Origin of the sequence: Pseudomonas sp. W22_MBD1_FP4 (assembly GCF_052113765.1) — a bacterium.
Classification (GTDB): domain Bacteria; phylum Pseudomonadota; class Gammaproteobacteria; order Pseudomonadales; family Pseudomonadaceae; genus Aquipseudomonas; species Aquipseudomonas sivasensis.
Window position 1 is genome coordinate 531,438 of sequence record NZ_JBGQOI010000001.1, and the last position, 17,797, is coordinate 549,234.

Consider the following 17,797-nt stretch of genomic DNA (forward strand, 5'->3'; position numbering starts at 1 on the left):
GGAAAATTGAAGATTGCCGACCTGGGTTGAATCTTTCGTCCGTGGGGGCCTAAATGGACGCGTCCCTTTTGTTACGGCCCCCATTCATGAAGTTGAGTATCTCCACCAAGTTGTTTGTCGCGGTGCTGGCCGGTGTGTTGCTGGTCATCCTGAGCATGGGCCTGGCCACCAGTTGGAGTTTTGGTCGCGGGTTCCTGGGCTTTATCAATGAGCAGGCAATGGAGCGCATGGCCCAGGTGGTGCCGCGCCTGGCCACGGCTTACCAACGTGAGGGCAATTGGGACTTTCTGCGCAATCGGCCGGATCGCTGGTTTGACGTCATGCGGCCCGACCCGGATGCCGCGCGTGCGACGGATGATTTGCGCCCCCCGCTGGCCTCGGACTTGACCGGTGCACTGTTTCGCATCGCCCTCCTCGATAAAGACAAGAAACGCGTCACCGGTTACCCAGCCATTGGCGAAGATGCGCTGGTACAGCCCGTGGTGGTGAACAGTGAAACCGTCGGCTGGCTGGCCGTCACGCCATTCCAGAGCGTGACCGAAGCCGGCGGCGAACGCTTCCAGCAGTACCAACTGCGCACCAGCCTGGTGATGGGCGTGTTCTCGTTGCTGCTGGCGATGCTGATAGCCTGGTGGATCGCCCGCACACTGCTGGAGCCGGTCAAGCGCGTGGCCGCCGCCACCCACCGTCTGGCCAGCGGCGACTACAGCAGTCGCGTGGCCGTGGCTTCCGACGACGAAGTCGGCCAACTGTCCCGCGACTTCAACCAATTGGCCTACACCCTGGAGCGCAACGAGAAAATGCGCCGAGAATTTATGGCCGATGTCTCCCATGAACTGCGCACCCCGCTGTCGGTACTGCGTGGCGAACTGGAGGCGATCGAGGACGGTGTGCGCAGCCTTGACCAAAGCTCAATGAAGTCGCTGCAAGGCGAAGTCAGCATGCTCAGCAAGCTGGTGGATGACCTCTATGAACTGTCACTGGCGGACGTAGGTGCCCTGACCTACCGCAAGGCCCCATGCCTGCTGAACGACCTGCTCGAAAACAGCCTGGCGATGTACCGGGACCGCTTCACCGCCCGCCAGTTGCAGATCGACCTGGAGTTGCCGCGCCAGCCCGTGGAGTTGCTGGCGGATGCCAGTCGCTTGCAGCAATTGTTTTCCAACCTGCTGGAAAATGCCGTGCGCTACACCGACGTCAACGGCACGTTGCGCATCAGTGTCGGTGTCGACCGCGACACGGTGCGTATCGACTTTCTCGACTCCGGGCCGGGCGTGTCCGCAGACCAGTTGCCGCGCTTGTTCGAGCGGTTCTATCGCGGCGAGTCATCGCGCAACCGCGAGCATGGCGGCGCTGGCCTGGGCCTGGCAATCTGCCGCAGCATCGCCAACGCCCACGATGGCAGCCTGGTTGCCGACCACTCGCCCTATGGCGGCCTGTGGCTGATCCTGCGCCTGCCCCGGAGCCTGTGAACCATGAGCGATGAACAGCCGATCCTGATCGTCGAAGACGAACCCAAGCTCGCCGCCCTGATGCGGGACTACCTCGAGGCAGCCGGCTACACCACCCTGTGCCTGGACAATGGCCTGCACGTGGTGCCCGCCGTGCGCGCCCACGAACCCAGATTGGTCCTGCTCGACCTGATGCTGCCCGGCCGTGACGGCATGCAGCTGTGCCAGGACCTGCGTGGTTTCAGCGCGGTCCCGATCATCATGATCACCGCCCGCGTCGAAGAAGTGGACCGCCTGCTCGGCCTGGAACTGGGCGCCGACGATTACATCTGCAAGCCCTTCAGCCCCCGTGAAGTGGTGGCCCGGGTCAAGGCCATCCTGCGCCGCAGCCCGCAGTTACTGGACACCAGCGCGCCACGCCTGCTGATCGACGAGGCTCGCTACCAGGCCTCGCTGGACGGCATCACGCTGGACCTCACGCCCCTTGAATTGCGCCTGCTCAACACCTTCGCCCGCGCCGCCGGCCGCGTATTTTCCCGCGACCAATTGTTGGATCACATCTATTCCGACCACCGCGTGGTGACCGACCGCACGGTGGACAGCCATATCCGCAACCTGCGGCGAAAGCTGGAACAGGTGTGCCCTGGGGAAACGCCGATAGAGTCGTTGTATGGGGTGGGGTATCGGTTTCAGTTGGCTGAAAAGCGGCCACATGCCTGAAAACACTGCGGGTTCAAATGTGGGAGGGGCGGTGCGACGATTCGACTTGCCCCCGATAGCGGTGTGTCAGTCACTGATTTATTAACTGACCCACTGCTATCGGGGGTCGGGGGTCGGGGGCAAGCCCCCTCCCACATTTGGTGCTTGGAGGATTGGGGTTACATCGGCGTGCTGCTGATAACCCGCAACGCCAGGCCCTCGTACGCATCCAGGGTAATGGTGAACTCACCCTCCGCCGTCAGGTCCCCTTCAACCCGTTCGTTGATGATGTCCACCACCATCCCCGCCGCGATACCCGGCAGGTTGAGGGTTTCGGTGATCGGCGTCGCGCCGAAGTTCAGCGCGGTGATTTGCGTGCCCTTACCGGCCGGCAAGTCGTGAACCATGATCAGCAGCGCCGGGTTTTCCACGTCTGGCACCAGGATCTGACGGCTGGCGGCGATGTCGTAGGCGCGGCGTACGGCTAAGATTTTTTGCAGCTGCGAGGCAAATGATTCGGGGTCCAACAACTGGCTGTTCAGGCTGCCGTACAGGCTTTTCGAGCGCGGCATCTGGCCGGCAGACAGTTCGGCGTCCGGGTTCAGGTCTACCAGGTCGTAGGCGCCGCGATGAATCCAGCGGGTGTCGCCGTCCTGCATCAAGTGCTCAACGTCGTCGGCCGCCAACGGCAGCGCCCCGACCAAATCCCAGCCGGACAGGGCAAACACCCCTGGCTGCATGGCGTTGTACATCACCAGCAGTAAATGGATCTGGCGGATCTGTTCGATATCCGCAGGCGTAATCGCGTCCAGGTCACGAATGCCCAGCGCCGCCGTGATGATGCTCGCCGTGGTGCAGGACACGCCATTGGTGACGAACTTAAGGTTGTACGGCGCATGCTCGCCCGTCAGGCGTTCGTACATCTGTTCGCGAATGTGCTCGCGCAGGATATTGCCCGGGAAGGTCTGGCCTTGGTAAAGGAAGCTGTCGTTGGCGTGCAGGGTCCAGAAATGCACCAGTTCAAGGGTCAACTCGTCGTGATTCTGCAAGGCATGGATCAGCGAGCCAGGGTCGATGCCTTGACGGTGCATTTCACGCAGCATCAGGCGCAGGAACTCGGCATCGCCCATCAGCAGTGCATGCTGGTACGCGGGACGGGTGATGAAGTCATAGGACAGGTCGGCGCCGCCGTGGGACATGGAGGCGATATCATCGACGGTGAGGTTCAGTTCCTGAAAACTGAACCCTCCCGCCTTGCGAATCGCCCCGCCGAGCAGTTGGTTGCCGGTGATCGACAGGGGATGGCTCTCCGACCAGGCCGTGCCATCGAGCTTTCGTTCCACACCAAGGAAGCCGTTGGCGTCCAGGCGCAGGATCTTGGCACCCATCACGTCGATGGCGTGCAGGGCGTCGCCGATGATCATCTGCTGCGCGGCGAAGGTCGGGTCCAGCCAGTTGAGTGACGGCTGACCTTCCTTGAAGTAATGCAGGTACACCCAGCGACGCGGCTTGCCATCCACGCCGATGACCACGGGCGTGGTGCTCCAGTCGGTTTCCTTCACGCCAGGCTCAAAGAAGATCACCCGCTGCAACTGGCCGACGATGTAGTGCTTGTCGCGCAGGGCGTCCACTTGCAGCGGGCTGAGGTTATGCGCATCGCGGCCCTCGGCCACGTCGGGCAGCAACGGCCAGTCTTCCTCACGAATTTCCACCATGTGGTAGAGGCCGGGGTAATCCTCGTACGCCATTTCGGCCAGGCGGAAATCCGCGCCCTTGCCGGTGTGGGACGGGATCACATCGTCAATGATCACCGCGTTGTGCGCCGCCGCCATGCGCGTCAACGCCTGCAACTGCGCCTCAGTGCCCAACTGCGGGTCGATCTCGAAGCTGATGCGGTCGAAGTTGCCGTCGATGGTCGGCGTGTGCCGTGTGCCGCTCAGGCCACCGGACTTTTTCAGCGGGCCGTTATGAATGCCTTGGATGCCGATCTTCGACAAGGTATGCCATAGGGTTTCATCCCCCAGCGCCTCCAGCACCGTACCGCCCTCGCGGGTCACGATCGAGGCCGGATAGGCGGTGAACCACACTGACGAGAGCGCCGTGGCGTCCCGCGGCCGTGTCTGTGCAAAGGGCTGCTGCCACAACCGGCCTTGCCCCGAATAGAGCTTGGCGCGCTGGCGGGCCGCATGCAGCATCGATTGTTCTACCAGCCAGTTCACATGGTTGTTTTCAGCAGCGGTCATAAGCTCGGTACCTGTCGTCGTGAAACGTTACTCGTAGACATATGAGGGGTACGGAGCCCATTCGTTGCATTGCAATGGCCGTCATTACGCCGTGGAGCGACAGGATCGATTCTGAACAGAGCGACCGCTCCCACAACGGATCGGCGTCGGCTATTTGACCAACCGCTTCTCCTTCGAGGGGCGATAGCCGAAATACGAGCTGTAGCACTTGCTGAAATGGCTCGGCGACACAAATCCGCACGCCACCAGCACTTCCACTTGTGACAACTCGGTGTGTTGCAACAACCGACGCGCTTCCGTCACTCGCAATTCCATGTAGTAGCGCTGCGGCGTGGTGCCCAGCTGTTCCTTGAACAACCGCTCAAGCTGGCGGCGGGAACGACCCGCGTAGACGGCGAGCTGGTCCAGTTCCAAAGGCTCTTCAAGGTTGGCGTCCATCAGCTTTACCACTTCACGCAACGGCGCGCTGACGCTGACATTTTCAGTGGGTTTGATACGCCGGTAGCGGGACTCCTCGAACGCCAGGATGTCTTCGATACCTTCGACCAAAGCCTTGCCGTGCAGGCTCTTGATCCAGTCCAGGGCCATATGGAACGCGCCTGAAGGGCTGGAGGCGGTCAGGCGGTCGCGGTCGATCACGTAGGGTTCACTGGTGACGTCGGTGGCTTTGGACACTTCCGCCAGCGCCGGGCGGTGTTCGGGGTGGATGGCGCAACGGTAGCCCTGCAACAGCCCTGCGCGGCCAAGAAACCAAGCGCCGTTCCACAACCCCGCGAGGTGCACGCCGCGCTCGCAGGCGCTGCGCAGCAGTTGGATGAAATCCTCGCCGGCCTTGAGTTCAGTGCGAAAACCGCCGCAGATCACCAGCAAGTCCAAATCATGCAGCGCAGCAGCATCAAGGCACGCATCGGGGCGGATGACCAGGCCCAGGTCGCTGATCACTTCGCCGTCGCCCCAACCAAACGTGCGCGAAGCGAACAGATCGGGACGCAGCAGGTTGGCGGTGACGAAGGTGTCGAGGGTCTGAGTGAATGCCGGCAGGGAGAAGTGTTCGAGCAACAGGAAGCCGACACGGGTGACCGATGCCGGTTGCGGGGTTTCATCGAGGTAGCGCAGGTTCTTGCCTTTCATGCCGCCGCTGAATTGACGTCTTTCCATCGAGGGTTGGCCCACTGTTATTGTTGATGCCGTGGGCGCCATCTTAGGGGGAAATGCGTTGGCTGTCTCAGGCGCTGATCTTGTAAAAAGCACAGCCCCCGGAAGCCCGTGGCAGAACAGTACAAGGCCCATCTGATACGGTTTTTTCTTTGTTATCTGCGCCTGTATTGAAATGCGCTCAAGGCGGACAATATCCCCAATCCTTATTCCCTTCCCTTCGGAGGCCTTATGACCAAGATGGCGATTTTCCTGTTCGGTTTTTTAGTGCTGACCATCGGCATCGGCCTGCTGGCGACGATCTCACCGGTCTAGCGCTTAACTGGCAAACAACATCGGGTACAGCGACAGCACCAGCAACGCGGCCATGGACCAGTTGAACAGCCTCAGCCAACGCGGCTCACGCAACACATTGCGCAGGCCGCTACCACAGCCCACCCACACGCACACGCTGGGCAGGTTCACTACCGCAAACACCAACGCAATCACCAGCACATTGGTGACATAACCCTCGGCCGGCGTGTACGTGGTGATGGCTCCCAGCGCCATGATCCACGCCTTGGGGTTCACCCACTGAAACGCAGCGGCGCCGAGGAATGTCATGGGCTTGCCGTGTTCGTCATTGCTGTCGGACATGCCGCCTGCCGTCGCAATCTTCCACGCCAGGTACAATAGGTACGCGGCGCCGACATAGCGCAATACGGTGTAGGCCCAAGGAAACACCTTGAACACTTCGCCCAATCCCAGGCCGACCGAAATCACCAGCAGCATGAAGCCGATACTGATCCCCAGCGCATGGGGCATCGAGCGGCGAAACCCGAAGTTAACCCCCGAGGCGAGCAACATGGTGTTATTGGGCCCAGGGGTGATCGAGGACACGAAAGCGAACAGCACAAAGGCTGAGAGCAGGCTGGTGGACATGAACATGAGGCAGCATCCAAACAGGGGTTGTATGCCAGCGACAGTAGTGGGTTATTGCCTCCACTGCCCCATACAGCCATGCGCGGATTGAGGCGTACACTTTTCACAAACCTTTCACAGACGACCGAATAGGGTAGACCCAGCTCCTAATGAACATCCCTTTTAGCCCGCACTCCCCATCGCGGGCTTTTCTTTGTCCGCGATTTATTCCAGGCAAAAAAAAGGCAGGTCATTGTTCATGACCTGCTCTCGTTGACTAACGGTTAACGCTGACCACCACCGCCGCCAGGGCCGCCGCCTTGACCATGACCACCACCGCCATGGCCGCCGCCACCACCACCGCCCGGAGGCATAAACATCCAGCAGCCCGACAAGGTAGACAACAGCGCGACAACAACAGCCGCCTTGGTAAGGTAATTCAACTTCATGACAACGCTCTCTGCTTTACAAGGTTTGGTGTACGTAAAGTAAGACCGCTGTAAATGAAGTCCGTCACGGCTTTCGTGTAACGTCTTGGTAGGGTTTGTGTTGTAGTGGATACACGTATGAGCAGTGGGTTTGAGTTAACCGGGGCGATTTAGATGATCAATATTCGTGCAGCGACTGAAGCCGATCTCGATAGCCTACGAGCATTGGGCTGCGAGACCTATCAACAGCATTTCTCGACCTTGTGGTCCCCTGATGGCATGCGGGATTTCCTGGATAAGGATTTCTCACGCGACGCGTTGAGCCGATCACTCGACCTGCCCAAGCGTCAGTCATGGCTTATCGCCTCAGATGAACGGGGCACACCCATTGGGTTTTCCAAGGTCAACTGGTCAACACCAACGCCAATAACCGGTGAGCTGGGCGCAGAGCTGCAAAAGATCTATTTCCTCAAAACCGCGGCCGGACTTGGCTACGGCAAGCAACTTTTGCAGTTTATCTGCGATCAGGCAGTGCAGCGTGGAGAGCACTTACTGTGGCTGGATGTGCTCAAGAGCAATTCAAACGCCCGACGGTTTTACGAAGCGTTTGGGTTCCGGCAGATCGGTGAAATCCCCTTCGATACGGATTTGGCGGAAGTCGGGATGGTAGTCATGGGCCTTGAGCTGAATCGGCACCAAACGGAGAAATAAATGGAAGACTTGATACAGGGCCTCGACGGGCCCAGAACCGCCCAGCAGGAATTGTTCTACGACCTTGAAGATGCCGCGGCTGTTATTGGATGGTCAGTCATGGAGTTGACCACCCTGGCGTCCAAAGGTAGAACGCCGGATGAGGCGGCAGCATTGATGAGAATGTGCGCACTGTTGGCAAATCAACAGGCAAAACTAGCGGCGTATGCGGATGAGGTTAAGGGGCTGCGCATCAACCGGTCGTGAATTCAACGCGGCGGGTCTGGCCGGAACACCGTCAGCGCGCCAAGCGTGACTGCAAACGCGCCGAGAAACGTCGAGGTGTAGCTGGGAATAGCCCAAAGCATCAAACAGTGAACGACCAGCAGGAGTGCAGCCAAGAGGCGGATTTGCAGGTTTGAAAATCTGCTGCCGTATCGCTCAGCGGCGCTGTTGAAGTATCTGATCCATTTCATAAGAAGACTCCTGACTGGGCAAAGAATGATTCTAACCGAGTGAACGACTCCAACTTTTCACCAGACAATAAAAAACCCCGTAGACGTTAATCTACGGGGTTTTCAAGAGTGGAGGCCGAGGTCGGAATCGAACCGGCGTAGGTGGATTTGCAATCCACTGCATAACCATTTTGCTACTCGGCCTCAAACGATCAATGCCCTGGTTGCTAACATTCACCGCATAAAAACTTGAGTGGGCTACAAAGCCATGCCTCTACTCTAACTCATTGAATACATTGAAATTTTTAATGCTTCGTTGCGTTCGATGGGCGCCATTATGTACTCATTTGCCAATGCCTGCAACCCCTTGATTTCAAAAATATTTCGCATTGGCATCAAGGGGTTGCGTGCCTGCCCTACTCCTTGATGCGCTGCGACTGGTATTGCGGGTCGGCCTTGATCTGGGCGTCGGTGAACGGCAGTGAGCGCAGTTTTTTCTCGGAGAACGCGCGGGTCTGGTCCTTGGCGTATTTCGATGCGGGGTTGCTGGACAGGGAGAACGCCAGTACGCCCTGGGCGTGTGGGCCTTGGTCGTCGAAGGTGACGATTTGCAGGTAGCTGCTGCCGCTGACTACTTCGCGCTTGCCATCGGCACGGGGCACGGTTTGCATGGCGTTGTAGATCCCCAGTTCCTGCGGGCCGCCGTGGATCGGGGTTTGGCCGGAGACTTGGACATCGCCCCATTTACTGCCGGGCTTGAGGCCGAGCTTGGCGACGTCTGCGGCAGAGGCCAGCATGGCTTCGCGCAGGGCCTTGGCGACCGGTGCACGGTCGATGGCCAGGCCGCGCGGTGTGGTCAGCGGTTGGACCGGGTCGAAGGCAACGCGCCAGGCATCAGGGATTTGCTCCAGCTGTTCCACCAGGTTGATGAAGTGCACCAGACCCAGGCCGCTGTCGAGGTTGGCGTGCCGGTCCCAGTCTTTAAGGCTGGTGCACAGCGGCTTCAGTGCAGCCGCATCGGTGCCGAGTTGTTTGGCGCAGAACGCCAGCAAATCCGGCATGACCTGGCCGGCCAGGTACACCTCGTTGTCCATCACCATGTTTTGCAAGTCGGCAACGCTGATCGGTTGCTTATCCAGGGATTGCAGGCGCTGCAGGGCAAACCGCGCTCGCGGGCCCAGGCCGATGTTGTCCTGGCTGATCACCGGTGAGAAACCTGCCAGCGGCGCCTTGGGGTTGACCATCCAGGCCGAATCGTTGGAGTGCTGCACATAGTCAGTGCGCTGCAGTTGCGGCAGTTGATCAGCCGGAAAGATGCCGGGCTGGGCTGAGCGTGGGTCGACGTCCCAGGCGCAGGCGCTGTGGGCGCCGTCGAGCATGATCATTTGCAGGCCGGCACGTGGATCGCTGCACTGGGCAAGCTTGGCCGCGCTGACGTTGGGCACCACCGAGAGGTTCATGTACAGGCTCTGACCCTGATCGTCGGCGGCCAGGGTGTTGACCCATGGGATGCCTTGCAGGGTGTGCACCGAAGTTTGCAGCTCGTTGAGGCTGCCGGCGCGGTTCATCGCGTACCACTGTTGCAGGACGCGATCGTTGCCGAGGTTGGCGTCGCGCAGGCTGAACGCGTAATGGCTGTCCCAGTCCAGTTTGCCAGGCCATTGCACGACGGGGCCGAACTGAGAGCTATAGACCGGATGAACCACGGGTTTAACACTGCCGTCCGCTTGCTTGACCTGCACCGTTACCGAGGTTTTTTCCAGGGGGACGGACTTGCCATCGAGCATGTAGCGCGTCGAGTCCTTCGGATCCAGGGTGAGGCGGTACAAGGTGAAATGCTTGGACGTGTCGACCGTATGGGTCCATGCCACATGCTGGTTAAAGCCAATGTTGACCACTGGCAAGCCCGGCAACGCGGCGCCCATCACGTCCAATTGGCCTGGAATGGTCAGGTGCATCTCATAAAAGCGCATGCCACCCACCCACGGAAAGTGCGGGTTGGCCAGCAACATCCCACGCCCATTGAACGAGCGCTCACGGCCCACAGCCACCGCGTTGCTGCCACGATCAAGGGTGAAACGCTGCTGGTTGGCCGCAGCCAATTCAAATGCCCTGGCGCTGGGCTGCACGCTGGCAGTGGCTTGAGGCGGCGCCGCGCCAACCAGCGCTTCGGCGAATTGGCCGACACCGCCTTCCACCAGCAGCCTGCGGGTCAATTTCACCACGTCTTCAGCGACCAACGGGCGTACCCAGGCCGCCTGACACTGCGCGGGAGCACCCTGCTCTTTCAAGTAACGGTTGTAGCCAGCGACGTAACCTTCGATACGGTCTTTTATCTCGGGGCTCTGGGCTGTCCAAAAGGCCGCCACCGTCTCTGGCGTATTCAGCCAGGAAAAAAACACATCACTGGCCAGATTGTTGCGCTCTTCCAGGGTTGACTGATCGGGGCCGAAAAACTTTGCCCGCTCGCCATTTACCGTGACCACCTCATTGGCCAGCAGGCACAGGTTGTCCTGGGCATAGGCATAACCAATGCCGAACCCCAGGCCACGCTCATCGTTGGCACGAATATGCGGCACCCCATAACTGGTACGGCGGATATCTGCCGACGCCTGCGCCACCTGCTCGCGCGCCGATGCGGCCAGGCTCAACCCCAGCAATAGCCCTGCCACACCCATCCTGGACAACCCGTTGGAAATAATCACGCAGACTCCACAGTCAAATTGAACACCCTCACCGGGGGCAGTTACCCCACCGTAAGAACGCACAAAACCGGGAGAAATTTAGCGACGCGGCCGCTTTATCTGAAGGACGCTGGTTGTGACAAAACCGACACTGACGAAATTTCTACATCCAACACTTCATGATTTCGCTCGCTCGTTCGTCTTATTAGTAAGAGCGCCATCATTTTCCTGATCAGGCTCTGATAAGGAGTTTTTTGCATGTACAACCCGCAAGTGCCCACGGACGGACATTCATCGGTTGCCGATGCCAACTTTGGCGGCGGCACGCAAGTGTTCGGCAAAGCGCCCGAACAGCATGGCAACCAGCGTATTCGCCACTTACTTAAGTGTTTCGGTTTGCGCACCAGCCTGATTCGGCTGAAGGTCATCGACGCGCTGCTCACGGCTGCCGACAGCCAGCGCACCCTCGGGGTGCGCGGCGTGCACAGCCACTTGCTGAACCTTGGCATCCCGCTGTCGTTTCTCAGCGTGCGCGAAGTGCTCAAGCGTCTGTGCAGCGAGGGCGTGATCACCCTCAATGCCGATAAGAGTTACAGCCTCCACGAAGAGGCTGCCAAGGTGCTCGAAGGACGCGCCTGAAGTCAGAGCTTCATGCCCATGCCTTCACGCTCAGAGCTTGACCTTGCGACGCATGACGCCGTTGATCACCACCACGATCACCGCGACGGCAATGGCGATGGTCTGGAACGTTTTCTCACTGATGACCCCGGTGTTCTGCAAGTAGGACAGGCCAAACATCGTCCCCAATACAGCCAGGGCAATCAGAAGTGAATATTTCAAACGTTGCTTTTGGGTCATGACAAGTTCCTGAACTTGAAGAGTGTATCCATTGTTTGAAGCCTTCCCTGCCAACACCGGCCCTGGGGCAGGCATAGGCCGGGCCGACAGGCGCTCATATTACAGGCGATGAAAAGCTTTGGCTCGCCCTGCGCCGGATTGACCTGCAAACGCCTTACGGCAATCTGAGCCATCACATCGAGACACAGGGCTGATTTACCGGTTTCATAAAAGACTTTTCACGCCGTTGCCAACACTTAATTTTACAGACCTCAGTATTTCCGCAAGGAACCTCGCAGGGTGTTTTCTACACCCAATCGGGGACGTCTGAGGAAAAGGGAACCTCCTCATGAAAGACGCTTATTACAGCTTGTCTGAAAAGGTGCCCACCCCATGTTGAATGTTCACACACCCACTCAAACCCCATCTCAGCCTCACCTACCGCCCCCGCCTATCAATAATCAATCGCCTGGTTTACACGCCAGCAATCCTTCAGCAAACCTCCAAACCGCTGCGTCCTCCCCCCGCCTCTCACGTGCCAGCACTGGCTTGAAACAGATGATGGCGGACAACCAGAACCTCAGGAGCCTAGGACAAAAACTCAGCGAAACGGCAACACGCTTAGGTGTGAATGCCACACCGCAAGCGATCCTCGCCGCGTTGAAGGCGACGCCGATGGATATTCAACCGGGTTCGTCCTACCCGATAGAAGCAGACGAGGCCGTCACGCTCGACGCCTACATCACGTCCAACAACCTGATGCTCCCCAATAACCATTTCGGCCTGATTGCCTTGGCAGACGCCGTCTCCAACCGGGCGTTAAAGCATCCACTGGGCAATTTAGGCGGTGGGCTGTCCTGGCCGATACCAATGAGCATGCGCAACGAAGAGGCGCTACTTGGTACGCTGAGGCACTACGTGGCGCAGCATCCGAACCCAGCGCAGATAGGCGTAAGCCTTGGCGTTTTGGAATACCTGAACAGCAACCAGCCACCTTCCGGCGAAGCCGCCACCGATCCGGCGAAAGCCTTGGTCGCTATCCTGACCACCCCACGGGCACAGGCGCTGGGGCAAGCCATTCAGACCAAATTGAACGGCGTTGCAACTGACACCAGCGTCAACGAATACACGCTGACCGCTATCAACCTGGCGCTGGATCCAGAATCGATTGACCACGCCCACCCCAGCGCAATCGCCAGTTTCAACCTCGCACAGGACGCACACTGGGGCAAACCCGCCTCGGCCGTGGTGACCAGCCTGAGCCAACACCTGATAAAAAAACGCAAAACATCCGCCGCAATGGCCAGCGTTGGCGCGTACGTGCTTCTGGCAAGGAAAGCCCCCGAATTACTGATCAAGGACCTGCCTGCCAGCGTGACGTATGGCAGCACCGCGTGGCTCAACCTGTCGATCGCCGCCGCGACGATAGAAGCGCAAACACCGGGAAAGGTGCCGAACATGACCTTTGCCCAGGTCATGTCGGCCGCTGAAGGCGCCAGCCTGCAAGACCTGTCCATCACCCAAAAAGCGCAGAGTGCGGCCCTGCGGGTCTGGGGCGTCGTAAACGGCGTTATCAGCCAGGCCGAAGCCGATCGGTACAACGGTGCCGACATCGACAAGGTCAAAACCGCTTTCAATCAACAAGCGAATTTACGGCTAGAAGCCACCAGCCAGATCCAAACCGACATGCCCAGCCGTAAAGACATCGCGTTGGCCAAACTAAAAGAACGTTTTGGCGAGGATGTCCCGTTTGAAGAGAAGCTGCTAACGGTCAAGGACACCAGCCAACCCTACGCGCAACCGCTCTACGACCCCAATCGAGCGCCAGCAGGCCACCATTCGCTCTTGGATATCGCCATGAGCGGGCTGGATCAGTTTTCGTGGGAAACCAAAGACCCGCGCATCCTTGATGCACTGGAAGGTAAGTCCCTGGCATTCGATGTAAACGCCGTCTTTAACTCTCAACTTTCCCAAGCGATCAACTCACGCAAACAAGGCATTGGTACGACGGTCAAACACTTGATCGCTCAGCTACCACTGGCAGACAGGCAAAACCTGGAATATGGGAAGCTGGAGTTCTATCAAAACAATACGTACCAGTTGGGTATGGGGTTCACTGGCAGAACCCTTGTAGAGAAAAACGAACAACTGCTGGTTAAAGCCACCGGGGGCAGCGGCGAAACGGTTTACGCGATCGACCTTAAGCAGGGTTCCATCACCACGGTCCCAGGCACCGTATTGACCAAAGAGCGTGATCGCGAGTCGAACCTCGTCTATCCAATAGAGCAGTTCCTCCCAACCAACGCCGATGACACCGTTTGGCAGCCAAACAACACTGCGGGGAATCCACTGCCAGTTCCCGACAGCTTTTCAAGCAACCGAACGCAATCCATTGCCGATGCGTTTATCGAACACCTGGATATTGATAACAAGGACGTGGTCAAGCAGGCCAGGGGAACCACCACCTACGATCAACAGATGGACGTCGAGGAGAAACTGGCGGATTTCTTTCTCGACCTGATTCCCTTGAGATCGGCCATCGTCAACTTCAAGAACGGCAACGTCCTGGACGGTGTTGTCGATCTGGGGATGGATATTTTCGGATTCGTCACGGCCGGCGCAGGCGCAGCAGCGAAAATTGGGAACGTCGCGGTCAAGGGCTTCAGCGCGACAACCAAGGCGGTTCGGGTGGCAAAAATTCTGGGAACCACGCTCATCGGTGAGCTCAACCCAGCGAGCGGGCTGGGTGATCTGGTGAAGGGAGGCGCCAAGCTGATCGGCAAAGGCATCGACACCATCAAGAAAACCAGTGGGGCCTTTAATATGGCAAGGGTCATCGCCAACGAGCATGGGCCCATTACTCACGGCACCTTCAAGATCGCCGACCAGACCTTCCGGGCCGACACCATCCTATCCAACGGCCAACGGTATGCCTACGACCCCGCGGCGATGAAGCCCTACGGCACGCCTTTGGCAAACTTCAACCCGCTCGACACCTTGGCGCCCGGCTCCCCCCATACCCACTCCCCGTCCCCTGCACAGCAGCGTCATCGATACAACCCTATGGCCTCCATCGCGCGCCCAGTGCGAGTCAGAAAGCCGTTGCCCGTCGGCGACTACGCAGAAAGTATGCGCGGGAAACTGGAACCGGATCATTTCAAACCCGACACCAAGATGGTGACCATTCAAAAGTTCAAAGATGAAATGAAGGACTATTTTGACGCCATCCAGCAGGCGGGCCTCCCGACGCGACCGACCATCCCGCACATCGCCGGCAACGTCCCTGTCCCTGACCTGATCGAAACAGCGTTGAAAGCCTCGCAAGGCGTGGTATTTGGAGAATCCCACAAGCAGATGGCAAGCTTCCGGGCGCTGTTCGATAACGTCGCCACACTAAAGAACGAGGGCGTTAAAAGAGTTTACTTCGAAGGGTTGATAGATATGCCCCAAGGGCTTGTCGACGACGGAATTGGCACCCTTGGTCAAAGCAAGCAGCTTCGAAGCGGCCCGACATTCCAAGAGTTACGCAAAAAGCTGGAGGATAACGGCATAGAGGTCTTGCCTCTTGATCACTACTACCTCACCCGCCACAAAGACCTACGCGGCTTAAAGAAGCCGACCACTACTGGCTCCGCGTCGATCACGCGGCTTGAAGAGTTCAACTATTACGCCGCTGAAACCATCCAGGCCACCTCAGGTGCTGATAAGTGGGCTGCATTGGTTGGGCATTCACATATGAACACCTCCGAAGGTGTGCCCGGCCTCGCTGAGTTGACCGGCAGCATCGGCATTGGTGTGTTTGACAGGCCCAGCGCCACGAACCATTTCGGAACCAGAGTCCTGGGCCATCCACAGGATCCCACCAAACCGGTCGGCAGCGGCGGTATCCCCGGCGATCTCCAGATTTACATCAAGCCGTAAACCCAAATCCCACCCGGCACACTAGCGGTCACAGCGCATGGCCGACCCCTAGCGCTGCAACCCCGTGCCAGGTGGGGCGCGCCGCTCAACCCATTATCGGCACGGTTTACCGAGACAACTGTCCATGGGCTCCCAGTTGAATTGCCAATCCCAACCGTTTAGCCCTTCACTTTATTTGCACGAGCGTACCTAAAGCTAAGCGTTGCCAAGCCGATAGCCCAACGAAGCTCTAAAAAAGCCGCGTCGATAATAAACGCTTCGTAAGGACGACCCCATGCCCCCAATGCGCTCTATCCAAGCCCGCTATACCCTGTTTCTGGTGCTGTTCGTCCTGGTGCTATTCGTGTTGACCGTCGTGGGTATCGGCCAGTTGGTCGCACCCAAGCTGCGACAGACCGAAGAACAGGTGGTGCTCAACCGCATCAGTGAGGTGGCAGAACAAATTCAGGGCGAACTGAACAAGGTTCAGGCCCAGCAACGCACCATCACCCAAACTATTCCACTGCTCGACAGCGATGCCATCGACAAGGTCCTGCCAGGCCTGGTCGACCAATATGGTGAACTGAAGGTATTTGGTGGTGGTATCTGGCCGCTGCCCAACCAGCGCACGCCGGGCCGCAACAAGCACAGCACGTTCTGGCACCGCGATGCGTCGGGCAAGCTGGCGGTGAACACGTTCTGGAACAGCGACCCCGCGCCCAACTATTACGACCAGAGCTGGTACAAAGGCGGCCTCGCTTCGCCGCGCGGGCAATGCGCCTGGGCGGCTGCCTACAAAGACGACGCCAGCCAGGAGCCGCGCACCAACTGCGCCATGGCGATACAGCGTGACGGCGCCGCCTATGGCGTGGCCACCATCGACGTGACCCTGGGTTTCTTCAATGACCTGGTGGCCAGCAAGGAAAAAGACATCGGCGGGCAAATGCTGATCGTCGAGGGCGATGGCAAGATCATCAGCAACAGCTCGCGCCTGAGCAGCCCCGTGGTGTTGAAGAACATCAGCGAACTGACCTCCACCTCGGCATTTGCCACCCAGGTCAGCAAAGCCCTGGCCCATCGCGACCAGGCACTGCAACGCAGCGAGTTCGACAATGGCGGCGTGGCCAGCACCTTCTATCTGCGCCCCATCGAAGGCACGCCATGGTTCCTCGCCACCGCCCTGCCCACTTCACTGATCACTGCCCAACGCGATGACGTGCTCGGCAGTCTGGCGCTGTTGCAGATCCCAATGGTGTTGCTGCTGGTGCTGCTGGCGGCGTATGCGATCCGCCAACTGGTGCAGCGCATGAAGATCCTCAAAACCAATATCGACGCGCTGTCCGCTGGCGATGCCGACCTCACGCGACGTATCACCATCCGCGCCGAAGACGAACTCGGCGCCATCGGTCACTCGGTGAACCATTTCATCGTCTACCTGCAAAACATGATCGGCGAAGTCACCCAGGCCACTGGCGCGATGTCGTCAGGCCTTGAGCAATTGCAACGGACCTCGGCCCACACCAACCAGATCCTGGTGCGTCACGCCTCGGAAACCGACCAGACCGTCACCGCCATCACCGAGATGAGCTCCACCGCCGACAACGTCGCGCAAAACGCGGCCGAAACCGCCTCGTTCACTCAGCGCGCCAATGAGCACGCCGATCGCTCCCGCGTGGTCGTTGGGGAAGCATCCACCAGTGTCAGCGCCTTGATCGGCGAAGTTGCCAGCGCCACCCACACCGTGGAAAACATGCGCCAGGACGCCGCACGCATCACCGAGACCCTCGGGGTGATCGGCGCCATTGCTGGCCAGACCAACCTGTTGGCCCTCAACGCCGCCATTGAAGCCGCGCGGGCCGGTGAGCAAGGTCGAGGCTTTGCAGTGGTTGCCGACGAAGTGCGCGCCTTGGCTGCGCGCACTCAGGCAAGCACCTCGCAGATCAACGAGATGCTGGCACGCCTGACTGCCGGGGTGAGTTCCTCGGTCGCGGCCATGGAAAATACCCAGGCCAGCTGCCAATCGGCAGCGGATGCAACGGCGCGGGTCAACACCGGGTTGGATGAAATGGCGGGTTCCGTGAGCCATATCAACAACCTCAGCACGCAGATCGCCACAGCCGCCGAGCAGCAAAGCGCGGTGACCGAGGAGATCAACCGCAGCATGGTGCAAATCCGACACATGGTCGAAGAGTTGGTACAAAGCGGCCATGCCACCGAAACCAATACCCAGAGCCTGCTGGATGCCAATGGCCGGGTGATCGCCTTGATGGGCCGCTTTAAAGTGCGCTGATCAATTCTCTGAAGGCTCCCGTGCAAAGCGCGGGAGTCGGACTATTCTGACAGTTCCAAGTGTTA

At 59.0% G+C, this 17,797-nt stretch carries 13 protein-coding genes, 1 tRNA gene and 2 pseudogenes; 8 read left to right on the plus strand and 8 right to left on the minus strand.

Annotated features, from left to right (window positions below):
- The first annotated feature begins 86 nt into the window (after positions 1 to 86).
- Positions 87 to 1,472 carry a sensor histidine kinase efflux regulator BaeS gene (gene baeS / locus ACEN2T_RS02505; RefSeq protein WP_339481476.1) on the plus strand — a complete coding sequence of 462 codons (1,386 nt, stop codon included), beginning with the start codon at positions 87 to 89 and terminating at the stop codon, positions 1,470 to 1,472.
- A gap of 3 nt (positions 1,473 to 1,475) precedes the next feature.
- Positions 1,476 to 2,171 carry a response regulator gene (locus tag ACEN2T_RS02510; protein WP_122753445.1) on the plus strand — a complete coding sequence of 232 codons (696 nt, stop codon included), beginning with the start codon at positions 1,476 to 1,478 and terminating at the stop codon, positions 2,169 to 2,171.
- A gap of 158 nt (positions 2,172 to 2,329) precedes the next feature.
- Here the strand turns inward: ACEN2T_RS02510 and treS are convergent, their stop codons facing one another.
- The 4 genes from treS to ACEN2T_RS02530 all read right to left on the minus strand — a co-directional run bounded on the left by treS (position 2,330) and on the right by ACEN2T_RS02530 (position 6,897).
- Positions 2,330 to 4,393 carry a maltose alpha-D-glucosyltransferase gene (treS, locus tag ACEN2T_RS02515; RefSeq protein ID WP_442116244.1) on the minus strand — a complete coding sequence of 688 codons (2,064 nt, stop codon included), beginning with the start codon at positions 4,391 to 4,393 and terminating at the stop codon, positions 2,330 to 2,332.
- Positions 4,394 to 4,543: 150 nt separating this feature from the next.
- Positions 4,544 to 5,524, minus strand: a complete 981-nt coding sequence (locus tag ACEN2T_RS02520; protein ID WP_442116282.1) for a GlxA family transcriptional regulator — start codon at positions 5,522 to 5,524, stop codon at positions 4,544 to 4,546.
- Positions 5,525 to 5,866: 342 nt separating this feature from the next.
- Positions 5,867 to 6,475 carry a LysE family translocator gene (locus ACEN2T_RS02525; RefSeq protein ID WP_032885232.1) on the minus strand — a complete coding sequence of 203 codons (609 nt, stop codon included), beginning with the start codon at positions 6,473 to 6,475 and terminating at the stop codon, positions 5,867 to 5,869.
- 257 nt (positions 6,476 to 6,732) lie between these two features.
- Positions 6,733 to 6,897, minus strand: coding sequence for a hypothetical protein (locus ACEN2T_RS02530; RefSeq protein ID WP_163033204.1), 165 nt, complete (start codon positions 6,895 to 6,897; stop codon positions 6,733 to 6,735).
- Between the two features lie 153 nt (positions 6,898 to 7,050).
- On the opposite strand from ACEN2T_RS02530, the gene ACEN2T_RS02535 reads away from it, so the two are divergent.
- Positions 7,051 to 7,587: a GNAT family N-acetyltransferase gene (locus ACEN2T_RS02535; RefSeq protein ID WP_442116245.1), complete on the plus strand. Its 537-nt coding sequence runs from the start codon at positions 7,051 to 7,053 to the stop codon at positions 7,585 to 7,587.
- On the plus strand, positions 7,588 to 7,833 hold the full coding sequence (locus ACEN2T_RS02540) for a hypothetical protein (protein WP_032885235.1): 246 nt from the start codon (positions 7,588 to 7,590) through the stop codon (positions 7,831 to 7,833).
- Positions 7,834 to 7,835: 2 nt separating this feature from the next.
- On the opposite strand, the gene ACEN2T_RS02545 is transcribed toward ACEN2T_RS02540, so the two are convergent.
- From ACEN2T_RS02545 to pvdQ, 3 genes are all read right to left on the minus strand, one after another.
- Positions 7,836 to 8,042: a hypothetical protein gene (locus tag ACEN2T_RS02545; protein ID WP_442116246.1), complete on the minus strand. Its 207-nt coding sequence runs from the start codon at positions 8,040 to 8,042 to the stop codon at positions 7,836 to 7,838.
- A 109-nt stretch (positions 8,043 to 8,151) separates the two neighbouring features.
- Positions 8,152 to 8,225, minus strand: a tRNA-Cys gene (locus ACEN2T_RS02550).
- Between the two features lie 212 nt (positions 8,226 to 8,437).
- Entirely contained in the window at positions 8,438 to 10,726 is a 2,289-nt protein-coding gene (gene pvdQ / locus ACEN2T_RS02555) for a bifunctional acylase PvdQ (protein WP_442116247.1), read from the minus strand.
- Between the two features lie 237 nt (positions 10,727 to 10,963).
- Here pvdQ and ACEN2T_RS02560 point away from each other — a divergent pair, with 237 nt between their 5' ends.
- Positions 10,964 to 11,344: a hypothetical protein gene (locus tag ACEN2T_RS02560; protein ID WP_032885241.1), complete on the plus strand. Its 381-nt coding sequence runs from the start codon at positions 10,964 to 10,966 to the stop codon at positions 11,342 to 11,344.
- 30 nt (positions 11,345 to 11,374) lie between these two features.
- Here ACEN2T_RS02560 and ACEN2T_RS02565 read toward each other — a convergent pair whose 3' ends face one another.
- Positions 11,375 to 11,563 (minus strand): hypothetical protein, encoded by a 189-nt coding sequence (locus ACEN2T_RS02565; RefSeq protein WP_032885243.1) that lies wholly within the window; start codon positions 11,561 to 11,563, stop codon positions 11,375 to 11,377.
- Between the two features lie 537 nt (positions 11,564 to 12,100).
- On the opposite strand from ACEN2T_RS02565, the gene ACEN2T_RS02570 reads away from it, so the two are divergent.
- From ACEN2T_RS02570 to ACEN2T_RS02580, 3 genes and pseudogenes are all read left to right on the plus strand, one after another.
- Positions 12,101 to 15,463 (plus strand): membrane-targeted effector domain-containing toxin, encoded by a 3,363-nt coding sequence (locus ACEN2T_RS02570; RefSeq protein WP_442116248.1) that lies wholly within the window; start codon positions 12,101 to 12,103, stop codon positions 15,461 to 15,463.
- A gap of 283 nt (positions 15,464 to 15,746) precedes the next feature.
- Positions 15,747 to 16,871 (plus strand): annotated as a pseudogene (locus ACEN2T_RS02575) (HAMP domain-containing protein); the annotation flags it as partial.
- 345 nt (positions 16,872 to 17,216) lie between these two features.
- Positions 17,217 to 17,732 (plus strand): annotated as a pseudogene (locus ACEN2T_RS02580) (methyl-accepting chemotaxis protein); the annotation flags it as partial.
- Positions 17,733 to 17,797 lie beyond the last annotated feature (65 nt).